The 25720-nt window shown below is 60.1% G+C and carries 27 protein-coding genes and 1 riboswitch; of the genes, 19 read left to right on the top strand and 8 right to left on the bottom strand.

The genetic code is table 11. The features are described from left to right. Positions 1 to 31: 31 nt before the first annotated feature. The 3 genes from AB7E19_RS07080 to AB7E19_RS07070 form a co-directional block, all read right to left on the bottom strand. Positions 32 to 1054, bottom strand: coding sequence for a response regulator (locus AB7E19_RS07080; RefSeq protein WP_041211557.1), 1023 nt, complete (start codon positions 1052 to 1054; stop codon positions 32 to 34). Positions 1055 to 1100: 46 nt separating this feature from the next. After that, positions 1101 to 2045 (bottom strand): LysR family transcriptional regulator, encoded by a 945-nt coding sequence (locus AB7E19_RS07075; RefSeq protein WP_113978772.1) that lies wholly within the window; start codon positions 2043 to 2045, stop codon positions 1101 to 1103. Positions 2046 to 2128: 83 nt separating this feature from the next. Further along, positions 2129 to 2677 carry a DUF2982 domain-containing protein gene (locus tag AB7E19_RS07070; protein WP_223918117.1) on the bottom strand — a complete coding sequence of 183 codons (549 nt, stop codon included), beginning with the start codon at positions 2675 to 2677 and terminating at the stop codon, positions 2129 to 2131. Between the two features lie 322 nt (positions 2678 to 2999). On the opposite strand from AB7E19_RS07070, the gene AB7E19_RS07065 reads away from it, so the two are divergent. The 5 genes from AB7E19_RS07065 (at position 3000) to AB7E19_RS07045 (ending at position 8916) form a co-directional block, all read left to right on the top strand. Next, positions 3000 to 4940: a putative bifunctional diguanylate cyclase/phosphodiesterase gene (locus AB7E19_RS07065; RefSeq protein ID WP_029314665.1), complete on the top strand. Its 1941-nt coding sequence runs from the start codon at positions 3000 to 3002 to the stop codon at positions 4938 to 4940. Between the two features lie 154 nt (positions 4941 to 5094). Next, on the top strand, positions 5095 to 6657 hold the full coding sequence (locus AB7E19_RS07060; RefSeq protein WP_042880686.1) for an AbgT family transporter: 1563 nt from the start codon (positions 5095 to 5097) through the stop codon (positions 6655 to 6657). A gap of 67 nt (positions 6658 to 6724) precedes the next feature. Beyond that, positions 6725 to 7450 carry an oxygen-insensitive NADPH nitroreductase gene (gene nfsA, locus AB7E19_RS07055; RefSeq protein WP_052816461.1) on the top strand — a complete coding sequence of 242 codons (726 nt, stop codon included), beginning with the start codon at positions 6725 to 6727 and terminating at the stop codon, positions 7448 to 7450. 153 nt (positions 7451 to 7603) lie between these two features. Continuing rightward, entirely contained in the window at positions 7604 to 8368 is a 765-nt protein-coding gene (locus tag AB7E19_RS07050; protein ID WP_010675007.1) for a hypothetical protein, read from the top strand. Further along, complete coding sequence (locus AB7E19_RS07045; RefSeq protein WP_010675006.1) at positions 8362 to 8916, top strand: VOC family protein; 555 nt, start codon at positions 8362 to 8364, stop codon at positions 8914 to 8916. Before AB7E19_RS07050 ends, AB7E19_RS07045 begins: the two co-directional genes overlap by 7 nt. On the opposite strand, the gene AB7E19_RS07040 is transcribed toward AB7E19_RS07045, so the two are convergent. Then, entirely contained in the window at positions 8901 to 10154 is a 1254-nt protein-coding gene (locus tag AB7E19_RS07040; protein ID WP_427934803.1) for an MFS transporter, read from the bottom strand. The two genes, AB7E19_RS07045 and AB7E19_RS07040, sit on opposite strands and share 16 nt — an antisense overlap. A gap of 93 nt (positions 10155 to 10247) precedes the next feature. Here AB7E19_RS07040 and AB7E19_RS07035 point away from each other — a divergent pair, with 93 nt between their 5' ends. Further along, a complete protein-coding gene (locus AB7E19_RS07035) occupies positions 10248 to 11150 on the top strand; it encodes a LysR family transcriptional regulator (RefSeq protein ID WP_069651373.1) in 903 nt (300 codons plus the stop codon). Positions 11151 to 11216: 66 nt separating this feature from the next. Here the strand turns inward: AB7E19_RS07035 and ribA are convergent, their stop codons facing one another. Next, positions 11217 to 11810: a GTP cyclohydrolase II gene (ribA, locus tag AB7E19_RS07030; protein WP_010675003.1), complete on the bottom strand. Its 594-nt coding sequence runs from the start codon at positions 11808 to 11810 to the stop codon at positions 11217 to 11219. Positions 11811 to 12073: 263 nt separating this feature from the next. On the opposite strand from ribA, the gene cmk reads away from it, so the two are divergent. From cmk to pyrF, 6 genes are all read left to right on the top strand, one after another. Continuing rightward, positions 12074 to 12766 (top strand): (d)CMP kinase, encoded by a 693-nt coding sequence (gene cmk / locus AB7E19_RS07025; RefSeq protein ID WP_041215039.1) that lies wholly within the window; start codon positions 12074 to 12076, stop codon positions 12764 to 12766. A gap of 93 nt (positions 12767 to 12859) precedes the next feature. Beyond that, positions 12860 to 14530 carry a 30S ribosomal protein S1 gene (gene rpsA / locus AB7E19_RS07020; RefSeq protein WP_010675001.1) on the top strand — a complete coding sequence of 557 codons (1671 nt, stop codon included), beginning with the start codon at positions 12860 to 12862 and terminating at the stop codon, positions 14528 to 14530. Between the two features lie 92 nt (positions 14531 to 14622). Continuing rightward, on the top strand, positions 14623 to 14907 hold the full coding sequence (ihfB, locus tag AB7E19_RS07015) for an integration host factor subunit beta (protein ID WP_005299934.1): 285 nt from the start codon (positions 14623 to 14625) through the stop codon (positions 14905 to 14907). Positions 14908 to 15063: 156 nt separating this feature from the next. Next, positions 15064 to 15348, top strand: a complete 285-nt coding sequence (locus tag AB7E19_RS07010) for a LapA family protein (protein ID WP_010675000.1) — start codon at positions 15064 to 15066, stop codon at positions 15346 to 15348. A 9-nt stretch (positions 15349 to 15357) separates the two neighbouring features. Next, positions 15358 to 16524, top strand: a complete 1167-nt coding sequence (lapB, locus tag AB7E19_RS07005) for a lipopolysaccharide assembly protein LapB (protein ID WP_069651372.1) — start codon at positions 15358 to 15360, stop codon at positions 16522 to 16524. A 121-nt stretch (positions 16525 to 16645) separates the two neighbouring features. Beyond that, entirely contained in the window at positions 16646 to 17344 is a 699-nt protein-coding gene (pyrF, locus tag AB7E19_RS07000; protein WP_010674998.1) for an orotidine-5'-phosphate decarboxylase, read from the top strand. Positions 17345 to 17430: 86 nt separating this feature from the next. Here pyrF and rrtA read toward each other — a convergent pair whose 3' ends face one another. Next, positions 17431 to 18009 carry a rhombosortase gene (gene rrtA / locus AB7E19_RS06995; RefSeq protein ID WP_225159972.1) on the bottom strand — a complete coding sequence of 193 codons (579 nt, stop codon included), beginning with the start codon at positions 18007 to 18009 and terminating at the stop codon, positions 17431 to 17433. On the opposite strand from rrtA, the gene AB7E19_RS06990 reads away from it, so the two are divergent. From AB7E19_RS06990 to AB7E19_RS06970, 5 genes are read left to right on the top strand one after another with little or no spacing between them, the layout of a single operon-like run. Next, on the top strand, positions 17975 to 18628 hold the full coding sequence (locus AB7E19_RS06990; protein ID WP_322130840.1) for a tRNA-uridine aminocarboxypropyltransferase: 654 nt from the start codon (positions 17975 to 17977) through the stop codon (positions 18626 to 18628). The genes rrtA and AB7E19_RS06990 overlap by 35 nt on opposite strands. Before the next feature lie 22 nt (positions 18629 to 18650). Next, positions 18651 to 19382 carry a 7-cyano-7-deazaguanine synthase QueC gene (gene queC / locus AB7E19_RS06985; RefSeq protein WP_427934796.1) on the top strand — a complete coding sequence of 244 codons (732 nt, stop codon included), beginning with the start codon at positions 18651 to 18653 and terminating at the stop codon, positions 19380 to 19382. Between the two features lie 31 nt (positions 19383 to 19413). Then, positions 19414 to 20085 carry a 7-carboxy-7-deazaguanine synthase QueE gene (gene queE, locus AB7E19_RS06980; RefSeq protein WP_010674994.1) on the top strand — a complete coding sequence of 224 codons (672 nt, stop codon included), beginning with the start codon at positions 19414 to 19416 and terminating at the stop codon, positions 20083 to 20085. A 1-nt stretch (position 20086) separates the two neighbouring features. Continuing rightward, positions 20087 to 20317: a DUF3820 family protein gene (locus tag AB7E19_RS06975; protein WP_039038687.1), complete on the top strand. Its 231-nt coding sequence runs from the start codon at positions 20087 to 20089 to the stop codon at positions 20315 to 20317. Next, the gene (locus AB7E19_RS06970; protein ID WP_045524470.1) at positions 20314 to 20877 is read left to right on the top strand and encodes a cob(I)yrinic acid a,c-diamide adenosyltransferase; all 564 of its coding nucleotides are present in this window, start codon (positions 20314 to 20316) and stop codon (positions 20875 to 20877) included. The genes AB7E19_RS06975 and AB7E19_RS06970 overlap by 4 nt, the downstream gene beginning before the upstream one ends. A 78-nt stretch (positions 20878 to 20955) precedes the next feature. Here the strand turns inward: AB7E19_RS06970 and AB7E19_RS06965 are convergent, their stop codons facing one another. After that, on the bottom strand, positions 20956 to 21354 hold the full coding sequence (locus AB7E19_RS06965; protein ID WP_041211546.1) for an H-NS family nucleoid-associated regulatory protein: 399 nt from the start codon (positions 21352 to 21354) through the stop codon (positions 20956 to 20958). A 317-nt stretch (positions 21355 to 21671) separates the two neighbouring features. After that, positions 21672 to 21843, top strand: a riboswitch (Lysine riboswitch). A gap of 87 nt (positions 21844 to 21930) precedes the next feature. Between AB7E19_RS06965 and AB7E19_RS06960 the strand changes: the two genes are divergently transcribed. Both AB7E19_RS06960 and AB7E19_RS06955 read left to right on the top strand, forming a co-directional pair. Continuing rightward, positions 21931 to 23511 (top strand): Na+/H+ antiporter NhaC family protein, encoded by a 1581-nt coding sequence (locus AB7E19_RS06960; RefSeq protein WP_041211545.1) that lies wholly within the window; start codon positions 21931 to 21933, stop codon positions 23509 to 23511. A gap of 85 nt (positions 23512 to 23596) precedes the next feature. Further along, the gene (locus AB7E19_RS06955) at positions 23597 to 24178 is read left to right on the top strand and encodes a thymidine kinase (RefSeq protein WP_045524473.1); all 582 of its coding nucleotides are present in this window, start codon (positions 23597 to 23599) and stop codon (positions 24176 to 24178) included. A gap of 70 nt (positions 24179 to 24248) precedes the next feature. Here the strand turns inward: AB7E19_RS06955 and AB7E19_RS06950 are convergent, their stop codons facing one another. Next, positions 24249 to 25586, bottom strand: coding sequence for a flavohemoglobin expression-modulating QEGLA motif protein (locus tag AB7E19_RS06950; protein WP_322130838.1), 1338 nt, complete (start codon positions 25584 to 25586; stop codon positions 24249 to 24251). Between the last annotated feature and the right edge of the window lie 134 nt (positions 25587 to 25720).

Raw genomic sequence — 25720 nt, 5'->3', positions numbered from 1 at the left:
GTCACTCCTGGTGGTTGTTGCCGCGGGGCGGTCAGAGCATGTGCATGATCTTGTTGTTCATGGTGGCGATGGAATCTTCGGTAAACAGCAGCAAGAGATCGCACTGTACCGCATAGCCCTGCACCCGATAGTTGATCTCGATGGCCAGAGTGCGGCGCCAGCGGCTCTGGTTGGTCCGAATGAGATCCTGAATGGGCCTGTGCTGGCCCAGCACCACGGGGTGACCCTGGCTAAAAGGGGTGTCGAGCTGGTTGGCGTAGCCGCGCAGGAAGGCACCGATCAGCACGTTGGCGGTGTCCATCAGCAGTTCCAGCTCGGCGCCGTGATCCAGCTCCCCCTGATGGTTCATCAGGCGGGCCAGGTCCTGGAAGCTGGCATCGTGGAACAGCAGCAGGGCCTCCCCGGCGATCCCGGCCCCGATGAAGCCCTGGCAGACCGCAGAGAGCGTCTCCGACTCGGCGGCGGCCGAGAGCGCCATGTGCAGCTCGGAGACCTCCAGCACGTTGACGTTGGGGATGGGGAGCAGCACGAAGGCGCCGAGCAGGCGGGCCAGAAGATCCGCCCCCTGGCCCATGGCGACGTTGGCCAGCTCCTGATAGACATCCCGCAGCTCGGGGGTGAACTGGATGCTGCTCTGGGCAGCCTGGTGGCTGGCGACGGGCTGGGGCTGGATGGCCGTCACCTGGGTGGCTGATTGCCACAGACCGTGGCGCTTGAGCAAGGCAAGGAGGGTGTCCGGGGAAGCCGGCTTCTTGATGAAATCGAGGGCGCCAAGAGCCATGACACGCTCATGGGCTTCCGGCTGGATGTCGCCGGAAACCACGATCACCTTGCTGCGCACCCCCTCTCGCTTGAGGGTCTCGAGCACGCCATAACCGTCCATCTCCGGCATGGTGAGATCGAGAAAGATCAGGTCCCCGTGCCCCATCAGGATCTGCTCGACCCCTTCCAGTCCGTCCGCGGCCTGGTGCAAGGTGACACCCCAATCGGCGGGCAGGGCGCGCACCAGCTGTTTGCGCGCGAACCCGGAGTCATCACATATCAATACATTCATAGTGTTAGCCGACCTGTGCAACGAGGATTGCGCTAAGTGTGGGTCATCAGCCGTCAGATGCAACGGGCAGCGGCTGCGCCGGTGAAAATTGATCGTTCTGCTGGCGGGTACGATAGCGCTCGGAGTGCTTCTCGACGAAATCGGCGAACATCTTAACACGCAACGGGGTGAACCGGGGCTGACAATGGAGCATGTAGAAGGGACGTTTTCCCGACTGCCAGTCCGGCAGGACGGGGACGAGCTGACCATCTTGCAGGAAGGGGTGCACATAGTGCTGCGGGGCGTTGACGATGCCGAGGTGGCGCTGGGCTGCCCGTACGGCGGCCTGGGTCTGGTCGATGCAAAGGCGGGGAGTGCGCTTGATGCAGATCGTCTGTTCGTCCCGCCCGCTCAGTTGCCAGTGCTGGTGGGGCCAGCAGTAGATGAGATCGTGCTCTTCCAGCTGGGTCGGGTGGGAGGGCACACCCATCTTCTCCAGATAGAGGGGGGAGGCGAACAGACCGTACTGGATGTGACCCAGACAGAGGGCGTTGGGCAGGGTCTGGGGGAGCTCGCCGTTGAAAAAGACCAGGTCCCTGTCCTGATCCGCCTGGAGGGCATGGTCGTTGGACTGGCGGATGTCGAATTGTACCCCGGGATAGCGCAGGCCGAAGTCCACCAGCATGTCGACCAGGATGGTGTTGGAGAGGGCGATGGGGGCCGCGAGGCGGATGAGGCCGCTGATGTCCGTCTCCTCACCCCGAATTTCGCCGGTGGCCTGCTCTATTTCCGCAAGGGGGGTACAGAGGCGCTCGTAATAGCGCAGCCCTTCGTCCGTGAGACGCAGCTTGCGGGTGGATCTGTGCAGCAGGCTGCATCCGAGCTGCTCTTCCAGTTGGGAGATACGTCGACTGATGGTGCCGGTCGGCATGCCCAGCGCAGCGGCGGCGTGGGAGAAACCGCCCTCTTGCACCACCTTGACGAACAGATAGAACTCTTCGATGTACTTCATAAGCGGTTTTAGGGGGTGTTCTGGCTGTAACAAGCCAGTGACCTTATGAAGAGTCACCGGGCTTGGCAAGCGCAATCCGGCGTTTAATTGATCTGGATTAGATTCGACTCGCGCTGGTATTGCTGGAGCAGATGGACGAAATCTTCAGGGGATCTGTCCAGGCTGTTGTCGGGCACCAGCAGATCGTACCCCAACAGATCACGCAGCCGTGCCATGCGGTTGCCGAGCATGGCGATCACCCCCTCATAGCGCTGGCCGGAGGGTGAGCAGAAGCGGCTCTCCTCCAGCAGTCCCTCTCCCAGGAGCCCACTGCCGCACCCTCCGGTCGGGCAGTCGGAGCGCTCGCTTCGCATGGCCTGCATCAGCACGGCGCGCTGCTCGGTCAGCAGACGGACGGCGAGCCGGGGTGTGATCAGCGTCAAAAAAGCGTCGTAATCCTTTATTTTCAAACCGATGTAGGGCAGCTCCACCAGATCCCACCCCAAATGGATACGTGGTTGGTCAATTCGCTGAATATTTCTCCATTTCAGGATCCAGCCGCCGTACTTGTGATGGTATTGCAGGCAGTCCTGACACAAAGAGAGACTAAAATGAGGCTCACCCAGTTTCCAGACCCCGACAAGAATTGTCATCAGTCCCGCCAGGAGGAGGGAAATGGCGGGGATTAGTAGTTGTTCACGAAGAAAAAAAAGTATAAAAATCATAGCAATGGTTATCACCATGCCCAACAATACCAGTGTGAGTCCATTTCTTCGTACCATGGGGATCACATGTAGCGTTTTCATATGATTTCGGCCTTTTTTCATCCGTTTGTTATCCGATTATGGGCCGGAACGGATTTTGTACCAGCGTGAATGCTCCTGTCAGGGGGCGCAAGCGACTGGTTCGACCATGAGCTTTCAGCATGAATCATCACTCAACATGAATACGCTAGACGAACGCCTGCTCACCGTGATGGATGTCCTCCACACGCCGGTCTGGGTCTATGACATCCAGCGTCATCATATTTACTGGGCCAACGATGCTGCCCTCGGGCTCTGGGAGGCGAGCTCCCTGGCCGAGCTGAAGTCCCGGGATTTCTCCGCCGACATGGCCGCCGCCATCGATCTGCTGCTGCAGCGCTATCTCGGCGATTTCCAGCAGGAGCGCAGTTACAACGAGTGGTGGACCCTCTCGCCCAAGGGGGTCAAGAAGCAGGTCTATCTGCGTCTTTCCGGGATCCAGCTTGCCGGAAGGCAGATGATGATGGCGGAAGCGGTCATCGATGCCGACACCCTCTATCAGGAGTCCTCCCTCGCCACCGGCGACACCCTGGCCTGTCTCTTTGACAACGAGGGGCGCCTCGAGAGCGGCAACCATCACTTCGACATGTGCTTTGGCACCGGCATTCTGACGCTGCCCCAGATCTTCTCCGGTGCGGACGAGGCCTTCTATCGTCGCCTCTCCCGTCTGGACGAAGTGGTGGCCGAAGGGGAGTGTCGCACCCAGAAAGGGATGCGCTGGTTCCAGTACCAGTTTCGCCATATCCAGCAGGGGGCACGGATCCTGCTGACCATGCGGGACATCACGGATCGCAAGCTCGAAGAGCTGGAGCATCGCCACCTGGCCTGGCACGACTCCCTCACCGGGCTGCTCAACCGCTACGGCCTGATGAAATCCCTGGAAGCCTATTGCGGCCTCGGGGGGCGCTTTGCCCTGGTGTTCATGGATCTGGACAACTTCAAGCTGGTCAATGACAACTACGGCCACAAGGCAGGGGATCGCCTGCTGGAGCGGGTCGCCGGACGGCTAAAGCAGATCTGCCCGCGGGACGTGGAGCTGGCGCGCCTTGGCGGGGACGAGTTCACCGCCCTGGTGCCCCTCAACCAGGCGAGCGATCGGGCCCAGGAGGTGGCGGATCTCATGCTCTCCCAGATGAGCAAGCCACTGCAGCTGAGTGGTGTCCCCGAGGTCACCATCGGCGGCAGCATCGGCATCGCCATCTACCCGGACGACGCGGATGACGGCGACAACCTCATCACCCGTGCCGACATGGCCATGTACCAGGCCAAGCAGATGGGGCGGCTTCGCTGGCAGCGCTTCACCCCCAGCATGCAGCAAAGCCTGCATCGCAAGCTGACCCTGAAGCAGTTTCTGGCCAAGGCCGTCGGTCGGGGGGAGCTCAGCCTGCGCTATCAGCCCCAGGTGGATGTGGCGCAAGGTCGGGTCATCGGTTTCGAGGCCCTGGTACGCTGGTACAATCCCGTGCTTGGCCATGTGTCGCCGGCGGAGTTCATTCCGCTGGCCGAAGAGATGGGGCTCATCCGGGAAATCGGAAGCTGGGTGCTTTCCACCGCATTGGCCCAGATGGGGGAGTGGCAGCGACAGGACGGGGTGAGGGTGCCGGTGTCAGTCAATCTCTCGGGCTTCCAGCTCTCTGCCAGTTTGCCGGAGCTGGTGGCCCAACTGCTCGAGGTATTCTCGGTGGAGGCGGCGCTGCTGACCCTGGAGCTGACCGAGACGGTGCTGATGCTCGACATGAAGGGGTGCATCGAGATCCTCGACGCCCTGAGCGAGCAGGGGATCAAGATCGCCATCGACGACTTCGGGACGGGCTACTCCTCCCTGGCCTACCTCAACCGGTTGCCCATCGACACCATCAAGCTGGACCGCTCCTTCGTGGTGGGACTCAACCTGCCGGTGATCCGGGCGACGGTGGCCATGGCCACCAGTCTGGGGCTCGGGATCCTGGCGGAAGGGGTGGAGGAGGAGCACGAGCTCGCGGCCCTGCAGACCCAGGGTTGCCATGTCTTCCAGGGGTTCCTGTTCAGCCGTCCCATGACCCCGGAAGAGGTGGCGGCGGCGGGGTTCGCTGTACAGTGCCGACTGGGTCGCTACCCCCTCGCAAACCATTGAGCAAGTTGTCGATAAATGTGCGGCATCTCCCATTTATGAAGTGCGAGATGCCAAATTAAACATAATTAATCGAATTTTTGTCTCATATCATGGGATCCATTAGACGTTATCGCTAGTATGCGCGCTCATTCCTTGGTAATGGAGTATCACCATAATGAGTCAAGCTGCAGTGAACGAGCGTCCGGCCCCTCCCAACGGCTGGTTGAACCGCTTTCTGAACGGGGTCGAGAAGGCGGGCAACAAGCTGCCGGATCCCGCCATGCTCTTCCTCTATGCCTTGCTGATCGTCTGGGTCGGCTCTTGGATAGGCTCCCAGTTCTCCTTCGATCTGGTCAATCCCCGCACCGGAGAGGCCGTGGTCATCAACAACCTGTTGACCGGGGCAGGGCTGGCGGACTTTCTCGCCAGCATGGTCACCACGTTCACCGGGTTTGCTCCCCTTGGCATCGTGCTGGTGGCCATGCTGGGGGTCGGGGTGGCTGAACAGTCCGGCTTCATCAACACCGGGCTCAAGAAGCTGCTCAAGGTGACGCCGGCGCGCTTTCTGACCCCCATGCTGATCCTGGTGGCCATCGTCAGCCATACCGCCGCCGATGCGGGCTATGTGCTGGTGATCCCCATTGGCGGCATCATCTTCCATGCGGCGGGTCGCCACCCGCTGGCGGGGATTGCCGCAGCCTTTGCCGGGGTTTCCGGCGGGTTTGCCGCCAACTTCCTGCCCTCCGGCGGCGATGCGCTGCTTCAGGGGTTCACGCAGTCTGCAGCCCAGTTGTTCGACCCTGACTACATGGTCAACACCCTGTGCAATATCATCTTCACCGGCGCTTCTTCCTTGCTGATCATCTGCGTGGGCTGGTTTGTCACCGAGAAGATTGTCGAGCCGCGCCTCAAGCAAGTGCCCCTCAACGAGGATCTGGAGAGCGCCGACGAGATGGGCCGTTACAGCGCCCAGGAAAGCCGGGCCTTCAACTGGGCCGGGTTCGCCATGCTGGCGGCCGTGGTGCTGCTGGGGCTGGCGCTGGCCCCCGGCGACTCGCCGATGCGGGCACCGGACGGTTCCCTCACCACTTTCGCCGCACCGGTGATGAAGTCCATCGTGCCCCTCATTTTCCTGCTCTTCATCCTGCCCGGGATCGTCTATGGCTTTGTCGCTGGCAGTTTCAAGAGCGGCAAGGATGTGATCGACGCCATGTCGGCCACCATGAACAAGATGGGCTCCTACATGGTGATGGCCTTCTTCTGCGCCCTCTTCATCAAGGCGTTCGGGGATTCCAACCTCGGTACCCTGCTGGCGCTCTCCGGTGCCGAGGTGCTTCACGCCCTGGCGCTGCCGGGAGAGGTGACCATCGTCGGCATCATACTGCTGACGGCCACCGTCAACCTGGTGGTGGGCTCGGCCTCCGCCAAGTGGGCCCTCATCAGCCCCATTCTGGTGCCCATGCTGATGGCGGTGGGGATCTCGCCCGAGCTGACTCAGGCCGCGTATCGGGTGGGGGATTCCGCCTCCAACATCATCACCCCGCTGATGGTCTTTTTCCCCCTGGTGGTGGTCTATTGCCAGCAGTATGTGAAGAGCACAGGCATCGGCACCCTGGTCTCCATGATGCTGCCTTACTCCCTGGCCTTCCTGGTGAGCTGGACGGGCTTCCTGCTGATCTACTGGGCGCTGGGGTTCCCGCTTGGGTTGCAGGCCCCCTATGTCTATCCTGCCCCTTGAGGGTGACGGGGGGCCTTGGGCCCCCCGCTTTTTTTGGGTAGAGTGTGACCTTCATCCCGGAGGTACCATGAACCCGACCATCGATCTCATTCTTTCCCATCGCTCCATTCGCCAGTTCACCCCAGAGCCCGTCAGCGCAGAGCAGCTGGATCAGATCCTGAGCGCCGCCCAGAGCGCCGCGAGCTCCAGCTTCCTCCAGGCCAACAGCATCATCCGGGTCACTGACAAGGGGCTGCGGGCCACCCTGGCGGAGCTGGCCGGTCATCAGGCCTATGTGGTCGAGGCGGCGGAGTTTCTGGTGTTTTGCGCCGACTACCATCGTCACAGCCAGATAGTGCCGGAGGCCCGCACCGGCTTTGTGGAGCAGCTCATGATCGGGGCCATCGACGGTGCCCTGATGGCGCAAAATGCCTTGCTGGCGGCCCAGTCACTTGGGCTGGGCGGGGTCTATATCGGCGGCATTCGCAACAACCCGGCCAAGGTGAGCGAGGTGCTGGGTCTGCCCCATCAGGTGATCCCGCTGTTTGGCCTTTGCCTGGGTCATCCCGCCCAGCGGCCGGAGCAAAAACCGCGGCTGCCCCGGGCGCTGGTGGTGCACGAGAACCGCTATCCTGCCACCCTGGACCGCGCCCTGCTGGCCCGGTACGACGGGCAGATCCACGACTACTACCAGGCCCGCAGCAGCAACAACAAGGATCAGACCTGGAGCGGGCAGATCAGGGGGATCCTGGGCAAGGAGGCGAGGCCCTTCATGCTGGGATTCCTGCAGTCGAAGGGTTTTTGCCTCAAGTAATGGGGGCGGCGGGCGATATGGAGCAAGACGCACCGGATGCGGTCACCGCCTGGGAGCGTTCTTGTGAGGCAATACGGGATCTGGGCGCTACCCTATGAGGCTAAGCTGTTGTAGGATCTCGCAATTGGATTGGGACTGGAGTGTGAACACCCTATGATTTTAACCCTGATATTGCTGTCAATCGGCGCACTCCTGTTTCTGGTCATCGCCTATAACGTGGTGCAGCAATACAAGCAGAAGGCCGAATCGGACAAGCGCCAGGCCATTGCCCGTCACAAGGCGGTGGCAGACGAGACTGAAGAGGTGTTGCTGAACGTCAACCTGGTGCCCTTTTCCAAAAACATGGTGCTGCTGTTGCAACATCGCATCCTGGATGCCTACCGCGCCATCGCGCTGGTGATGCCCAATGCGCAGGTCAAGCAGCGCATCGCCGACGTCCAGCTCCAGATCAAGAACGTGCAGGAGAACTACAGCAGCCAGGACGAGGGGCATTTCAAGACGCCGGAGTCCGACCGCCAGGCCATCCAGATGCTGCAACTGGCCAAGAAGATGCGGGCCGTGCTGCGGGTCGAGCACAACAAGGGCAAGATAGATCCTCAGGGCTTTGCCCAGGAGGATCGCCGCCTCGAGCTGATGCAGCTCAAGATCAACATCGCCAACCTGCTCAAGCGGGCCATGGATGCCCAGATCCAGGGGCAGTACGGCACCTGCCGCCAGCTCTACACCAAGGGACTGGGGGCGCTGGCCAATGTCACCGACAAGGATCCCTACCTGCTGGCGCGGGAAGAGGACATGCGTCAGGGGATGCGCCAGCTGGAAGAACACCTGCAGCAGCACAGCGAGAAGGAGCTGCAAAACATCAAGGACAAAGAGACGGACGAACTGGACGTCCTGTTCCAACCCAAGAAGAAATGGTGATCATGTCACATCCACTGGATTCCACACTGGGGCCCATGGCCCCATTTGTTTGCCAACTGCTCACGGAAATGCATGCCGTCATGGGAGTCAAGGACTCCCCCGTGGTGGATCACCTCTGCTACCGCGCCGCCACCCTGCCGGAATATCTGGAGTTGAAAGCGGTGCTGGCCGCCCACGGAGTCTTGCTGGTGGAGGGGATGATAGGCGGTCGTCCCATCGCCACCTATCGCTTGCACCAGCCTGTCTGCTGGGAGCAGGTGACCGTCCCCTGCATCGAACTGGCCGCCCCCAAGGCGGGTCGAAGCCATCAGGCCGGGCTCGAACATATCGAGCTGGTGGTGCCCTCGCTCACGACCTTGGTGACGACGCATCCGGATGTCCCCTTCAAGACCGGCAACATCGATGACGGACGCAATCCGGATATAGGATTGATGCTGCCCTCCGGGCAGATCAAGTTTCATCTGCGCCCGCTTGAGGAGGTGATCGACGAAGAGCTCTGCACCGGCGCCGTGGTGCCGGTACCGGCGGACTATTATGACGGTCTGTGAGGGAAGGACCCGTTGACGGGAGCCTGATCCTGTGGCGTCAACGCACAAGCGGGCGCCACACGTCCTTTCAAGTGACCGAGCCAGAGGCTCAACCCGGCGGTGATCATCAACACCAGCTCGATGCCGAGCACCAGACCCCATAGCCCCCCTTGCTCCCAGAAGGGATGCAGATAAAGCCCGCCCAGACTGGCTCCCAGGTAGTACCCCACCAGATAGAGCGACGAGGCGAGCGCCCGGTTGTGCTCCACGTGCTGGCCGACCCAGGCGCTGGCACAGGCGTGGGCCAGGAAGAAGCCGAAGCTCGAGACAAGCAATCCCCCGATGATGGCGACAAGGCTCCCCTGCAACAGGGCCAGGCTGCCGAGTGCCATCAAGGTTATTCCCGCCAGCAGCAGACGTTGTGCTCCCCAGCGATGGGCCCCGCGGCCGCTCAGTGAAGAGGCGACGGTACCGGTGAGGTAGGTCAGAAACAGCATGCCGAGCCACTGGGTCGGCAGGGAGAAGGGGGCCTTGGCCAGCAGGAAGGTGAGATAGCTGTACTGGTTCAGGAAGACCATGAAGTTGAGGCCGCCGATGAGATAGGCCCCCACCAGCAAGGGGTTGCCAAGGTGACTCTGGATGGCGCGGCGCAGTTGCCCAGACGCTGCCTCCACGGCCACGAAGCAGCGCTGGGCGGGCAGCAGCCAGATGACCAGTGGCAGCAGGGCGAGGCTGATGATCCCGATACCGAGGAAGGTGTGCTGCCAGTCACCAAACCAGCCAGCCAGCAGACCGCCGACCACCCGGCCCGCGATGCCCCCCAGGGAGTTGGCCGCGATATAGACGCCGACGGCTACGATCAGGGCACGTTTGCTGAACTCTTCCCCCATGTAGGCAATGGCGGTGGCGGGCAGCCCTGCCAGCAGGACGCCTTGCAGGATGCGCAGGCTCACCAGCACATCAAAGTGGGTGACCCAGGGGATGCACAGGGAGAGCAGGATGGCGGCCGCCAGGGTCCACAGCATGATCCGCCGCCGTCCGAACCGATCAGCCAGACGGGCACAGACGAGCAGGGAGCCTGCAAGCCCTGCGGTGCAGCCTGCCAGCGTCCAGCTGGCGGACAGGGCGCTGACGGAGAAGACCTCTGCCAGGAGCGGCAGCAGGGGATGGGTCTGGTAGAGATTGAGGAATACCAGGAAGGAACCCAGGCTGAGGGCCAGGGTGGCGCGTATCCATTCGCGACTGCCTACTTCGATCATATGGAGTTGTCCCGACGACTTTTGTGCAGGGTAGTGCGACGAAACGTATAAATATAATATATTTAAGTTATCACTCTGATAAATGAAATTGATATGGACCTGAAACAGCTCGGATACCTGCTGGCGGTGCGCGATGCCGGCTCCTTCACCAGGGCGGCCCAGGGGCTGAACGTGGCCCAGCCTGCCGTCAGCATGGCCATCGCCAAGCTGGAGCAGCAGCTCGATCTGCGGCTGTTTGACCGGCAGGACCGCAGCGTGCGCCTCACCCCGGAGGGAGAGGTCCTCTGTCGCCACGCCGAACGGCTGCTGCGCCAGATGCACCAGGCCGAGGCCGAGATGGCCGAGCTCAAGGGGCTGGAGCGGGGGGAGGTGCGCATCGGCATCCCCTACATGATGGGATCCTATTATTTCCCGCCAATCCTGATGGCGTTCAAGCATCGCTACCCCGGTTTGAAGATCCGGGTGGAGGAGGCGGGCACCCGGGAGCTGCTCAGCCGCATGGTGGATGGCAGTCTGGATCTCGCCATCCTCATCACCAGCGATCTGCCACCGGCCCTCGAGGGGGCGCAGCTGCTGCGGGAAGAGATGCTGATGGTGGTGGGGGAGGAGCACCCCCTGCGTGGCGCTGAGTCGGTCTCGCTGCCACAGTTCTTCGGCCAGGAGCTCGCCATGTTCCGGCGAGGCTTCTACCACAGGGAACACATGGAGGTGTTGGCGCAGGGGCTGGGGGTAGAGCCTGACATCGCGTTCGAAAGCAATCTCATCCCGCTGCTCAAGGCGGTGGTGCGTCAGGGATTCGCCGTGACCACCTTCCTGCGCATGGCGCTGGAAGAGGAGTCGGCCCTCACCGGCATCCCTTTTTCACCCCCCATCTTCCTGGATCTCTGCGTAGCCTGGCGACGGGGGGATCCGCTCTCCATGGCGAACCGGGCATTGCGGGATTTTTTGCTGGCACAAGGGGATGTTTCTCACCATTGCGCTACAGATACTCAATGATTGAGTGGTATCACCAATAAAAACGCCTCCAATCTGGAGGCGTATGCTGACAAGGTGGATGCAACCTTACTTCTTGAACAGGTGATCCAGCTTGTTTGCCTTGGTGGAGAGATAAAACTCGTTGTGGGGATTGCGACCTTCCTGAAGGGGCACGCGCTCCGCCACCGGGATGCCAAAGGATTCCATCGCCTTCAACTTGCGCGGGTTGTTGGTCATCAGGCGCAGGGACTTGACCTCGAGCGCCTTGAGCATGTCGGCACAGATGGTGTAGTCGCGCATGTCGGCGGCAAAGCCAAGCGCCACGTTGGCCTCCACGGTATCGGCCCCCTGATCCTGCAGATGATAGGCCCGGATCTTGTTGAGCAAGCCGATGCCTCGCCCTTCCTGACGGACATACAGCAGGACGCCGCGGCCCGCCTTGGCGATGTTTTCCAGCGCGGCCTGCAATTGGAAGCCGCAGTCACAACGCAGACTGAACAGGGCATCCCCGGTCAGACACTCGGAATGAATGCGTCCCAGCACGGGTTCGCCGTCTGCGATATCGCCCATCACCAGCGCGGCATGATCCTTGCCCGTGCCGGTTTCCTGAAAACCAACCAGCGTGAAAGTGCCCCAGGGGGTCGGCAACTTGGATTTGGCCACGAGGGTAACGCTGCTCATATGGTTGCTCCTGACTACAGCTGCTTAAAAAAGGGCGGCCAGTTTAGCGCGCATTGTTCGGAACAACCATAAGAACAAAACCTTGCGTGAGAAGTGGGTTAACCCGATTGGTCAGAATAGGTGCAATCACGACGACTTTTGCGCAATTGTGTGCCCTGACAACTGCCAGCGACGGCGCATTCGGGTATAATCGGCGCCCATTAACCCATCCCGACAGGGATGTGTGCAACCAGTCAAGATGCCGAGTGCGCAGGAGAAACGTTATGGCTCAGATGGCCCCCGTGATGACTATTGATGGCCCAAGTGGAGCAGGAAAAGGCACCTTGTGCCAGTTGCTGGCTGAAAAACTGGGCTGGCACCTGCTCGATTCCGGTGCCATCTACCGGGTGCTCTCCCTGGCAGCCCTGCATCACGATGTGGAGCTCGATTCCGAAGCCGCATTGGTTCCCCTGGCCGCCAATCTGGATGTGCAATTCCAGGTAGAAGGGGAGCTGGTCAAGGTGATCCTCGAAGGGGAGGATGTTTCCCGCACCATTCGTACTGAAGAAGTGGGCAACGCGGCCAGCAAAATCGCGGCGTTTCCCCGGGTACGTGAAGCCCTGCTGCGCCGTCAGCGAGCATTTCGCCAAGCCCCCGGTCTCATCGCCGACGGTCGCGACATGGGTACAGTGGTTTTCCCCGAGGCGGATGTGAAGATTTTCCTCGACGCCAGCGCCGAGGAGCGGGCCCAGCGCCGCTATAAGCAGTTGCAAGATAAGGGCTTTGATGTTAACTTTGAGCGTCTTTTAACCGAGATTCGGGAACGTGACGATCGCGACAGAAATCGCGCCGTCGCTCCCCTGAAACCCGCGGAAGATGCTCTTGTTGTAGACTCAACGTCCATGACCATAGATGAAGTGCTGGCAACGGTGCTTGCCTATGCAGAGCAACAACTTGGTGATGTCAGCGCAAACTGATGTCAGTCGTCTGCACCAAGGATGGCGCAGATAATTTAAAACAACCCCGCTTGTGCCGGATTGCAAGTGGATGTTTCATTTGTGACATAAACAATGATCGAATCTTTTGCTCAACTCTTTGAAGAGTCCCTGAACGCCGTTGAAACCCGTCAAGGTTCCATCGTCAAGGGCACTGTCGTTGCTATCGAGAACGGTTTCGTACTGGTTGATGCCGGTCTGAAATCCGAGTCTGCTATCCCGGCTGAAGAATTCAAGAACGCCATGGGCGAGCTGGAAATCAACGTAGGTGACTCCGTTGACGTGGCTCTGGACTCTATCGAAGATGGTTTCGGCGAAACCAAGCTGTCCCGCGAAAAAGCCAAGCGCCACGAAGCCTGGCTGCAGCTTGAAAAAGCTTACGAAGAGCAAGCTACCGTTATCGGTATCATCAACGGCAAGGTCAAGGGTGGTTTCACCGTTGAACTGAACGGCATCCGTGCCTTCCTGCCGGGTTCTCTGGTTGACGTGCGTCCGATCCGTGACACCGCTCACCTGGAAAACAAAGAACTCGAGTTCAAAGTCATCAAGCTGGACCAGAAGCGCAACAACGTTGTGGTTTCCCGTCGTGCCGTGATCGAGACCGAGAACACCTCCGAGCGTGAAAGCCTGCTGGCCAACCTGCAAGAAGGTCAAGAAGTTAAGGGTATCGTCAAGAACCTGACCGACTACGGTGCATTCGTAGATCTGGGCGGTGTTGACGGCCTGCTGCACATCACCGACATGGCGTGGAAGCGCGTTAAGCATCCTTCCGAAATCGTCAACGTTGGCGACGAAATCGCTGTCAAGGTTCTGAAGTTCGACCGCGAGCGTACCCGTGTATCCCTGGGCCTGAAGCAGCTGGGCGAAGATCCCTGGGTTGCTATCGCCAAGCGTTACCCGGAGACCACCCGTCTGTCTGGCCGCGTGACCAACCTGACCGACTACGGCTGCTTCGTTGAAATCGAAGAAGGCGTTGAAGGCCTGGTACACGTATCCGAGATGGATTGGACCAACAAGAACATCCACCCGTCCAAGGTTGTCAACGTTGGCGACGTGGTTGACGTGATGGTTCTGGACATCGACGAAGAGCGTCGTCGTATCTCCCTGGGTCTGAAGCAGTGCAAATCCAACCCGTGGCAGCTGTTTGCCGAAACTCACGCCAAGGGCGACCGTGTTTCCGGCAAGATCAAGTCCATCACTGACTTCGGTATCTTCATCGGTCTGGATGGCGGCATCGACGGCCTGGTTCACCTGTCTGACATCTCCTGGAACAACCAGGGCGAAGAAGCCGTGCGTGAATTCAAGAAGGGCGACGAGATCGAAGCCGTTGTTCTGCAAGTGGACCCGGAGCGTGAGCGCATCTCCCTGGGCGTCAAGCAGATCGAAGAAGACCCGTTCAATAAGTACCTGTCTGACAACAAGAAAGGTGCTATTGTGAAGGGCAAGGTTACCGAGGTTGATGCCAAGGGTGCCGTGATCGAACTGGCTGACGGCGTAGAAGGCTACCTGCGTGCCTCCGACGCTGCTCGTGACCGCGTAGAAGACGCCACTCTGGTGCTGTCTGTTGGTGACGAAGTTGAAGCCAAATTCATGGGCGTTGATCGCAAGAACCGCACCGTGAGCCTGTCTGTCCGTGCCAAGGACGAGGCTGACGAGCGTGTTGCCATCGACAGCCTGAACCAACAAGAAGAAGTTGTGTTCAGCAATGCCATGATGGAAGCGTTCAAAGCCGCCAAGGGTGAGTAATCCTTGATGCAAGAAAAGGGCGGCATTGCGCCGCCCTTTTTTATCTTGGCAAAATGATTATTGCATGTGATCGGGGAAGGAGATTTAACCTTATGACCAAATCAGATCTCATCGAACAACTGGCAGCCAGCCGCATGCATATGCCGGCCAAGGATGTCGAAGCCGCAATCAAGGAGATCCTTGAGCAGATGGCATCGACCTTGCAAAACGGCGACCGGATTGAAATCCGAGGATTTGGCAGTTTCTCGCTGCACTATCGTGCGCCCCGCGTGGGTCGCAACCCCAAGACCGGGGACAAGGTTGAACTGACCGGGAAATATGTCCCGCACTTCAAACCTGGCAAAGAGTTGCGCGAACGCGTCAACATCATCGAATAATGCAGAAAACGGCATACCTGAGTATGCCTTTTTCATTTTTATGGCCTGGAGTCTGCCCGTTGTCGGGTTTCTCACACTCTTTTCCCATTCGCGCTAGAGTCTGCCTGTGATTTTAAGGATAATCAGTCACTCATTCGCTACAGACAGGGAGCTCCCATGAAGCGTATCTTGGCCCTCATTCCACTGGTGCTGGTGTTTGTCCTGACCCTTGCCATCGGTTCTCAAAATGGTCAGCTGGTGCAGTTCAACTACCTGATTGCCCAGGGGGAGTTCTCGCTCTCCATGTTGCTGGGGTTCTTCTTCGCCGGCGGTTTTCTGCTGGGCTGGCTGGTATTTGGTCTGCTGTTCCTGCGTCTCAAACTGCAAAATCGCACCCTGAACCGAACCATGCGTCGTCAATCTCGCGAGTTGGAGCTTGCCCGGTCGACAACCAAGGAATAATGTCCCTCGATGCTTGAACTGCTTTTCCTGCTGTTGCCCATCGCCGCCGGTTATGGCTGGTACATGGGCCGCAGGAGTGTTCGCCAGGACACCCAGCAACAGAGTAACCAGTTTTCCCGCCAGTACGTGGCGGGCCTCAACTATTTGCTCTCTGACGAGTCGGACAAGGCGGTGGATCTCTTTATCCAGCTGCTGGAAGTCGACAGCGAAACCATCGAAACCCACCTCTCCCTCGGCAACCTGTTCCGTCAACGGGGCGAGGTCGATCGCGCCATCAAGATCCACCAGAACCTGGTCGCCCGTCAGCTGACCCGTGAGCAGCGTCAGCTTGCCTTGCAGGAGCTGGCCCGTGACTTTCTGGCTGCCGGATTGCTCGATCGGGCCGAAGCACTCTGGAAAGAGCTGTGTGATGACAGCGATTTCGAAGAGACGGCTCTGGCACAGCTCCTGATCATTCATCAGCAGTTGCGTGACTGGGACAATGCCATCGCCGTGGCGGTGCGTCTGCAGAAGTTCCAGGGCAAGAAGCTGGCCGAGCCCATTTCCCACTTCTATTGCGAACAGGCGGAGAGTGCCTTGCGCGATGGCGACAAGCCTGCGGGCATCACCAAGCTCAAGCGTGCGCTCGGTGCCCACCCGGCCTGTGCCCGCGCCAGCTTGCGGCTGGCGGATCTGGCGATGGAGGAGGGCAGGTTCGAGGATGCGGCCAAGGAGCTCCTGCGGGTGTTCGAGCAGGATATCGACTTTGCCTCCGAAGCCATGCCGAAACTGCTCGAATGCTATCGCCAGCTTGGTCGCAGCCAGGAGCTGATCCCGCTGCTTGAAAAAGCGGTAGAGGATCATGCGGGGGTCAGCGTGACCCTGGCGCTGGCCAATCTGGTGGAGGCCCGCGATGGGTTGAGCCAGGCCCGGGCCCTGGTGCTGCGCCAACTGCGTCGCCACCCCTCCATGAAGGGCTTCTATCAGCTGGTCGGTTTCCAGTTGGCCAGTGCCGAGGAGGGGCCTGCCAAGGAGAGCCTGGAGCTGCTGCAACAGTTGGTCGGTGAGCAGATCAAGATCAAGTCGACCCACAAGTGCCGTCAGTGCGGCTTTGCCACCCATTCGCTGTTCTGGCAATGCCCTTCCTGCCGGCAGTGGGGCACCATCAAGCCGATCCGAGGGCTGGATGGGGAGTAAACGCCAGCGAGGCCAACACGCCCGGGCGAGCACGGATACCCAAGAATTTCAGATGCCAGCGTGCAACCGGGCCCCGGCTCTGCTGCGCCTGGCTGTGGCATAACAATCCATAGGAAGTGACATGCAAGACCCCAAAGTACTGGTCGCGCTGGATTATCAGCACGAAGCCGACGCCTTTGCCTTCATTGAGCAGATCTCACCGGCCCAGTGCCGCCTCAAGGTAGGCAAGGAGATGTTTACCCTGTTTGGTCCCCAGTTCGTTCGCCAACTGGTGGCCAAGGGGTTCGACGTCTTCCTGGATCTGAAATTTCACGATATTCCCAACACCGTCGCCAAGGCGGTGGCGGCCAGTGCGGAGCTGGGCGTCTGGATGGTGAATGTCCATGCCAGCGGTGGTGAACGCATGATGCGTGCCGCCAGAGAGGCGTTGCTGCCATACGGCGACAAGGCGCCCCTGCTCATCGGGGTAACCGTGCTGACCAGCATGGAGCAGTCCGACATGGCGCCCCTGGGTCTGGATGTGACGCCGGCAGAACAGGTGATCCGCCTGGCCACCCTTGCCAAGGCGGCCGGGCTGGATGGTGTGGTCTGCTCCGCGGAAGAGGCGAGTGTGCTGAAGGGGCTGCTGGGAGCCGAATTCAAGCTGGTGACGCCGGGCATTCGTCCGAGCGGATCGGCTGCCGGTGATCAGCGCCGCGTCATGACGCCGCTGGCAGCGGTGGAGGCGGGGGCGGATTATCTGGTGATCGGCCGTCCTATCACCCAGTCCTCGGATCCCGCCGCCGTGCTTGGGGCGATCAATGCCGAGCTTTGCCGGTAACGGCGTAATGGGCGAATGAGCGCAGGCCGGATCCCAGATCCGGCCTGCTGCATTTTGGCCGTGGGCTGGCCTTGCCTATGGGGAGCTCAGGAGTGGACGGTCTGGGCGTCCAGACGAATGGGGAAGAGGCCGAGCAGCAGGCCGGCGAGTGCGCCGATGAAGTGTGACTCGATGTGTACCCTGGCACCGATCAAGGCGGAGACAGGGCTCTCGCCGGCACTGTAAAAGTCCACACCGAGCTTGATGGCGACGCCCGCTAGCATCAGCCAGCCGGAGTGACGGCGAAAGCGGATGTCCTGCATGGCACCCCATACGAACAAGCCATGCAGCAGGCCGGAGAGTCCCATGTACCACTGGGTTTGCGGGCAGCCCCACCAGATGCCGAGTCCGACCGCCGTTCCCAGCAGCAGCAACAGCACGGGCAGGCGCCATCCCGTCAGGTACTCCTGAAACAGGCTGTAGAGCACGGCCAGACCGCTCAGGTTGAGCAGCAGGTGCCATCCATTGGTGTGTGCCAGATTGCCTGTTATGATGCGCCACCCTTCGCCCTGGGCGATCAGGTCGCGATCGAAGGCGAGCTGATGATTTGGCACGGTGAAAAAGAGCAAGGCAGTGACGAGCGAAAGCGCGATGACCCAGAGCAGACCCGATTTTCCTGACAACATGAAGCAGCCCAACGACAAAGAGAGCCGATACTGTACACGCTGTACCCGGGCCCTCAAAGCGTGCCTGTGCGATTATATTCAGCGAGTGCCGAACCTGGCTGCGCTCCATATTCTGCAACACCCTGCCGAAGTAGGTCACCCCAAGGGGACGGCTGCGTTGCTGGCGGCGTCCCTGACCGATGTGTGCATCCATGTGGGGGAGGACTTTTCCGACGACGAAGGGCTCAATGCCTTGCTTGCCGACCCCGCTGTCCAGTGCTATGTGCTGTGGCCCGATGAGGAGGCCCTGACCCTGATAGAGGCAAGGGAGCATCTCCTGAGGCGTGGGCGCACCGTGCGAGCCCACTTCATCCTCCTCGATGGCACCTGGCGCAAAGCCTATCGCATGTTGCACAGCTCGCCTGCACTGCTCGGGTTGCCGCGGATCACCCTCGGCGCCATTGCCGGGCAATATTCCATTCGCAAGAAGCCCTTTGAGGAGGCACTGTCCACCCTGGAAGCGGGCTACCATCTGTTGTCCCGGTGGGAAGGAGAGCCTGAGCGCTTCGCCCCGCTGATGACCCTGTTTACCCATTTGAACCGGCAGTGGCATGACTTTGCACAAGGCCGCCGCCGTTGAGTTGCCCAGAGGAGTGAAAAACATGAAAAAAGCCGTCGTGGTCTTCAGTGGCGGGCAGGACAGCACCACCTGTCTGGTGCAGGCACAGGCCCGCTATGACGAAGTGCATGCCATCACCTTCGATTACGGCCAGCGCCACCGGGCGGAGATTGACACCGCCCGCCATCTGGCGACGGCGCTCGGGATCGCCGCCCACAAGGTAATGGATGTGACCATGCTCGGGGAGCTGGCCATCTCTGCGTTGACCCGGGACGACATACCGGTGAGCTTCGAGCTTCAGGAGAACGGCCTGCCCAACACCTTCGTGCCGGGACGCAACATCCTGTTCCTGACCCTGGCGGCCATCTATGCCTATCAGGTGGGCGCCGAAGCGGTGATCACCGGGGTGTGCGAGACCGACTTTTCCGGCTATCCCGATTGCCGCGACGACTTCGTCAAGGCGCTCAATCAGGCGGTCTCCCTGGGGCTGGATCGCCCCATCCGCTTCGAAACCCCCCTGATGTGGCTCGACAAGGCCGAAACCTGGGCGCTGGCGGATTATTACGGTCACCTCGATACCGTACGTCACCAGACGCTCACTTGCTACAACGGTTTCCAGGGAGATGGTTGCGGGGCCTGTCCGGCCTGCGAGCTGCGTCGCCGTGGCCTGGATCACTATCTGGCTGACAAGAGCGGCATCCGTGCCAGACTTTACGAGAAGAGCGGACTGGGCGAGAAAAGCGGATCCTGTGCCTGGCCCGGGTTTGGGGTATAATCCGCCCCTTTTGCAGCAAGTCGTGACCAAGATGCACTACCCAATCAACGAGATCTTCCAGACCATCCAGGGGGAGGGGGTATTTACCGGCCTGCCCGCCATCTTCGTTCGCCTTCAGGGCTGCCCGGTGGGCTGTCCCTGGTGCGATACCCGCCACACCTGGGTGGTGGACCCCGAGCGTGAGGTGGCCCCTGGCGAGGTGCTCGATCGTTCCAATGAGTCCGACGGCTGGAGCAAGATGAGCACGGAAGATATCCTGGCCAGCTTTACCCGGCTCGGTTACCGGGCCCGTCACGTGGTGTTGACCGGTGGTGAGCCCTGCCTCTACGACTTGCGCGAGCTCTCTTCGGCCCTGGTGGCATCGGGTTATCAGGTGCAGATCGAAACCAGCGGGACCAGCGAGGTGCTGACCCATGAACAGACCTGGGTGACCGTTTCCCCCAAGATCGGCATGAAGGGTGGGTTGCCGGTGCTGGTCTCTGCCCTCGAGCGGGCCAACGAGATCAAGCATCCGGTGGCCACCGAGCACCATATCGAGGAGCTGGACGCCCTGCTGGCCACCGCCCGGCTGCGCCCCGATGTGATGATTGCGTTGCAACCCATCAGCCAGAAAGCCAGGGCCACGGAGCTGGCCATGGCGACCTGCATCGCCCGTAACTGGCGACTCTCCATCCAGACCCATAAATACCTGAATATCGATTGATATGGATGGACTCAGCGATGAGCGCATCTTGCTGACGCTGGCCAGCAAGATGCCTTACGGAAAATACAAGGGGCGGCGCATCATCGATATTCCCGAGCCCTATCTGGTATGGATGGCGCGAAGCGGTTTTCCAGCCGGTACCCTGGGCCAGTCTCTGGCACTGGCCTACGAGATAAAGCTCAATGGACTCGAGTCCATGATTATTCCCATTATTAACAGGATGTCAGAATGAGAATATATACAAGGCAAGGGGACAAGGGGCTCACGCGACTGGCCGATGGCACTTCCCTGGCCAAAGACGATAAACGTGTCGAGACCTATGGCGCCATCGACGAGCTGAATTCCCAAATAGGCTTGTTGATGGCTGAAATACCCGCCGGGGAGACGACTCTCCTGGCCGATCTCATATTGTTGCAGCAGGAGCTGTTTGATCTGGGCGGGGAGCTGGCATTTTCCAGTGAATCGCAAACGGATGCGCTGTGGCAGGTGAACGAGGCTTGGACGAACAGGCTCGAGCAACAGATCGATGCCTACAGTGCCGGGTTGCCGGTGCTGCGCAATTTTATTTTGCCGAGCGGTTCGCGGGCGGCGGCCCAGGCACATGTGGTGCGTACCCTGACCCGTCGCTGCGAGCGCCTGCTGCTTGGGTTGAGCCGCGTAGAGCGGGTGAATCCGGCTGTTTTGCCCTATCTCAACCGGCTGAGCGACTGGTTTTTCACCATCGCCCGATACTTGCTGGTATCGTCGGGTACCCCGGAGATCCTCTGGGTCAAGGCGGCTGACAGAGGCTGACAACCGCTCGAAGCGGCAATAAAAAACCTCGCCTTGCGAGGTTTTTTTATTGCTGTGGAAAGGGGCCTGATATTGCTCTCAGATAGCAAAGGCTTCCACGGATTTGCCTTCAGCAACGGCCTTGGCAATGACCGAGGGCATGCGGCCCTGACCGGTCCAGGTTTTTTCCACGCCATTGTCCAGATAACGATATTTGGCGGGGCGGGGCGCACGTTTGCTGACCTTGGTATTCTCGGGAACCACGGTGTTGACCAATTCGGCGGGATCGATCCCTGCGGCCTTCAGCATTTCGGCATATTCGGCAATTTTCTTTTGATGCTCTTCACGGGCCTGGCGTTCGGCGGATTCATCTTGCCGACGTTCATCGACGATGGCGGAGAGCTTTTCCAAGCCTTCTTCCAGTTGTTCCAGCGTCAAATCGCGGCAAACTGCACGCAGGCTACGGATATTCAACAGCACTTTCAGAAATTCGTTCATATTGGCTACCACGCGAGCAAAATATTAAGGGAAGAACTGGTTTTTCGATAATTTATAGGGGTGTTTGGCACCAAGTCAAGCCTGCCCAAATAATTAATTAGGCTGATAAATTAAGTCTTGAAATAGATATGAAGGATATTTTTATCCGTTTGACGGACCAACATCTTCGAATGGGTTCATGTCAGATGAAAATATCGCCAGTAGAGTCTTTGATGAACCATTTGACTATCTTTGAAGATGTGAGTGCCACAGAAACCTTGAAATTTAATCAAAAAACTTGCTATCACCCGGCGGCTCGATAAAATGTGCCGCGAATACCTTTAAGTAGAGGCGCGCTGCCTATGAGTAACCGAGCGGAGGGTGATGCCTGAGATGCTCGATGAAAGGAGTCGGCGCCGAAGTGACCAGGCCATCATACCGGGTTGCTGGTTCTGCATCTAATAGGTGCAGGACTGCCATAGTCATCCACTATGGAGCGCTACCTGAAGGGGCTGAGGAGTATACCCTCCCCATGGGTTTTGTTTCTTTGATCCTCTCGGTAGATCTCCACCTGTTGTCTTTAGGTGCAAAGAGATCATGGACATCGTTCATTACGCCGACTCCGGTTGGTCCGTCGTTCCCCCCCTGCTGGCCGTTGCGCTGGCGATCATCACCCGCCGCGTCCTGGTGTCGCTGGGGGTGGGCATAGTCGCAGGCAGCCTGCTGCTCAACCAGTTTTCTCCCCTTGCTTCCCTGCATTACATGCTCGATACCGTGCTCAGGATCTTCTGGGTCGACGGTGCGCTCAATCGTGACAACGTCAACATGATCCTCTTCATGTTGCTGCTGGGCGGCCTCATCAGCCTGATGAGCGTCTCCGGTGCGACCCGGGCGTTTGCCGAGTGGGCGGAGCGCCGCGCCAAGACCCGCAAGGGTGCCAAGTCCCTGACCGGTCTGATGGTGTTCGCCTTCTTCATCGACGACTTCTTCCACAGCCTGTCGGTGGGTGCCATCTGCCGTCCGGTGACCGATCGCTTCCAGATCTCCCGCGCCAAGCTGGCTTATCTGCTGGACTCCACCGCCGCGCCGGTTTGCGTGCTGATGCCGATCTCCTCCTGGGGGGCCTACATCATCGCCCTCGTCGGCGGCATCATGGCGGCTCATGGTCTGACCGACCAGAGCCCCATCTCCGCCTTCGTCGAAATGATCCCCATGAACCTCTATGCAGTGTTCACCCTGATCATGGTGCTGGTGGTGATCGCCTTCCAGCTCGACATAGGCCCCATGCGTCAGCATGAGCAGTGGGCATTGGAAGGCAAGCTGTGGGACGAGTCCAAGGGGCGCCCCATCGGGCTCGACATGGAGAGCCCGGAGGAGAGCAATGGCGGCATGATTGACATGGTGCTGCCCATCCTGACCCTGACCCTGGCCACCGTCTATTTCATGATTGACTCCGGGGCTGCGGTGCTGGCCGACAAGGGGCTGCCGTTCAGCGTGCTCGGCTCCTTCGAGAACACCAATGTCGGCTCCTCCCTGGTCTATGGCGCCCTGTGCAGCCTGGTGGTCTCCATCGGTCTGGCCATGCGCCTCAAGCTCGGGGCAAGCAACTGGATGAAGGCGGCTCCACAGGGGATCATGGCCATGCTGCCCGCCATCAACATCCTGCTGTTCGCCTGGACCATCGGCGCCGTGGTGCGCGATGTGGAAACCGGCAAATACCTGGCCTCCCTGGCCAATGGCAATCTGCCGGTGGAAGTGCTGCCCGCCGTGGTCTTCGTGCTCTCCTGCGCCATGGCGTTTGCCACCGGCACCAGCTGGGGCACCTTCGGCATCATGCTGCCGCTCGCCGGCGACATGGCGGCCGCCAGCGACATCAGTCTGATGCTACCCATGCTGGCCGCCGTACTGGCAGGGTCCGTGTTCGGGGATCACAGCTCCCCCATCTCCAGCACCAGCATCCTGTCTGCCACCGGGGCCGGTTGCCATCACATCGATCACGTGATGACCCAGCTGCCCTATGCCCTGGCCATCGCCTTTGGCGCTGCGCTCGGCTACCTGGTGATGGGGCTGATGCACTCCGCGCTGGCCGGTTTCACCGTGAGCGGGCTCTGGTTCCTGATCTTCTCCGGTTACCATTTGCGCAAAGCCCGGGCGTATAGCGCCGTGGCAGTCGCATAAGAGAACAAGGGGCCTGCGGGCCCCTTGGTTTTGGCAGGGGCTTTGGTTAGCATGCGCCCCATCACTCCCGTTTCGGAACCCCATCATGGCTTCACTGCACTACAAATTTGCCACCATGAACTCAGGCAAATCGACCCAGCTCATCCAGGCCCACTTCAACTATCTGGAGCGTGGCATGTATCCGCTGGCCATGACGCCTGCCATCGACGATCGCTTCGGTGCCGGCGTCATCAGTGCCAGGGTCGGTCTTGAGCTGAAAGTGGAGGTGTTCAGCGACAGCTGCGATCTCTTCGAGATGGTCAAGGCGCGCCACGCCGAGCGGCACATCGATGTCTTCATCGTTGACGAGGCGCAGTTCCTGACCCGTGAGCAGGTCTACCAGCTCGCCCGCATCGTCGACGAGCAGGACATTCCGGTGATTGCCTATGGTCTCAAGACTGATTTTCGCGGTGAACTGTTCCCCGGCTCCTACCACCTGCTCTGTCTGGCGGACAAGTTCGAAGAGCTAAAAAGCATCTGCTGGTGCGGCAACAAGGCCCACATGAACTCGCGGGTCAACGAGGCGGGGCAGGTGATGCGCGACGGTGAGCAGGTGGAGATCGGCGGCAACGATCGCTATGTGTCGCTCTGCCGCAAGCACTATCTGGAAGGACGGGCCTTCAAGTAACCCGTGGCTGGCTCGTGCAGCCTGGTCACCAAAGAGGGCGCCCATCTGGCGCCCTCTTTGTCTATGGGAGTCAGTCGATCTCGATGTCGACAGGGGCGATGATGGGGTCTGCCGCCGGCAGGCGGTGGAAGAGCTGGCGAAAATGCTGCTGTACCCGGCCTATGTCCACCAGGGACATGCCGGAGGCGAAGCCGAACCAGACGTAGAGCCCTGTGAGGTCGCGAAACATGGGAGGGAGGTAGCGGGGGGCGTCGATGAGCCCCTCCAGATAGTGCTGATAGAGCACGGGGATGTCGTCCAGGGTCACCTTGCCGACGAACAGCATGGGCAGGATCTCCGGCACCCCCTCCAGCACGGCGCTGCGAATGAAGTTCACCGTCTCCACATAGCCCTTCACATAGGAGAGATCCTTGGTAAAGCAGGCGCCCCCCTCGACCATGCCTCCGCGAAACACCCGCTGGGTGATCTTGTAGGCGTCGTGCTCGCTGGCCCCCTTGGCCACGAAGTGGCGGAACACCTCGATGAAATCGGCGCCACGCTCCGCCATGTCGATGGCCATGACCCGATCCGAGATGCGCTTGGCCCTGTCCGGGAAGGAGCTGAACGTGAGGGTCTCGATGAGTACTGCCAACCCCTCCTGACAGGCGGTGATGCGGGGCGAGCCGGCGCCGAGCCAGGTGGCGTAAGATTGCTGGCGGCCGTTGAGGGTGGTGCCGACGTGAACCCAGCCTTCGTGTACCTCCAGCACCTGCAGATCGAGTTCCGAGAAACGGGCGTGGGAGTTGAGCTTGATGTAATCCCCCCCGGCGGCGGCATCGGAGACGATGCCATCGCTGAGCTTGACCTGGACTGTGCCGTCGCTGAAGTAGCTCGACAGCTTGCCTTGCAACCTCGCCACCGCGGCTTCCCCCTCGAACTCCTTGGGGTAGGGGCGCACCAGATGGCGGGCGCCGGGCAGGGAGAAGATGTCGCACAATCTGGCCCCCAGCTCCTTCAGGGTCTTGCGATCCCCGCGCAGGTGATCGCTTGCCGAGCCGTAGAGCCGCTGACTGTAGCGCTGGAAGTCAGGCTGCCCGCGCTGGCGCAGCATCTCGATGACCACCATGTACTGATCCACCGTCTCTTGCAGGATCCGGCCGAGATCGTCCTGAGGGCCGAGGCGCCGGCGGATCCTGTCCCTCAACTCCTTGAGCTCAAGGTACTTGTTGCGGGCATCGAACCCCAGGGGGAGGGATTCATAGAAGTGCCTGTCGATGGCGGGCAGTGCCTTGCCGCCACTTGCCAGAAAGTCGCTTTGCAGGTGACGGGGCCATTTGATGGCATCCAGGATGCGGATGGGTTTTTGCAGGGCGAGCAGTTCATCCGAGAGGGATTTGAGGTGCAGGCGATACTTTTCTTGGATGGTCATCGGGCTCTTTGGAGGCGAGTGCGCTACGAGAATGGCTGAGTATAGGCACAGGGCCTGTCAAAAAGAAGCGAGACGACGGGGATCCGGCCTGTGTGCTTTTGGTTGTCTGAAAATTGGTTTAGACTGCGCCCCTT

The organism is Aeromonas sp. (genome assembly GCF_050252055.1).
Lineage (GTDB): Bacteria > Pseudomonadota > Gammaproteobacteria > Enterobacterales > Aeromonadaceae > Aeromonas > Aeromonas caviae.
The sequence above is the reverse complement of the archived record's forward strand: the minus strand, read 5'-3'. Positions and strand labels throughout refer to the sequence as shown.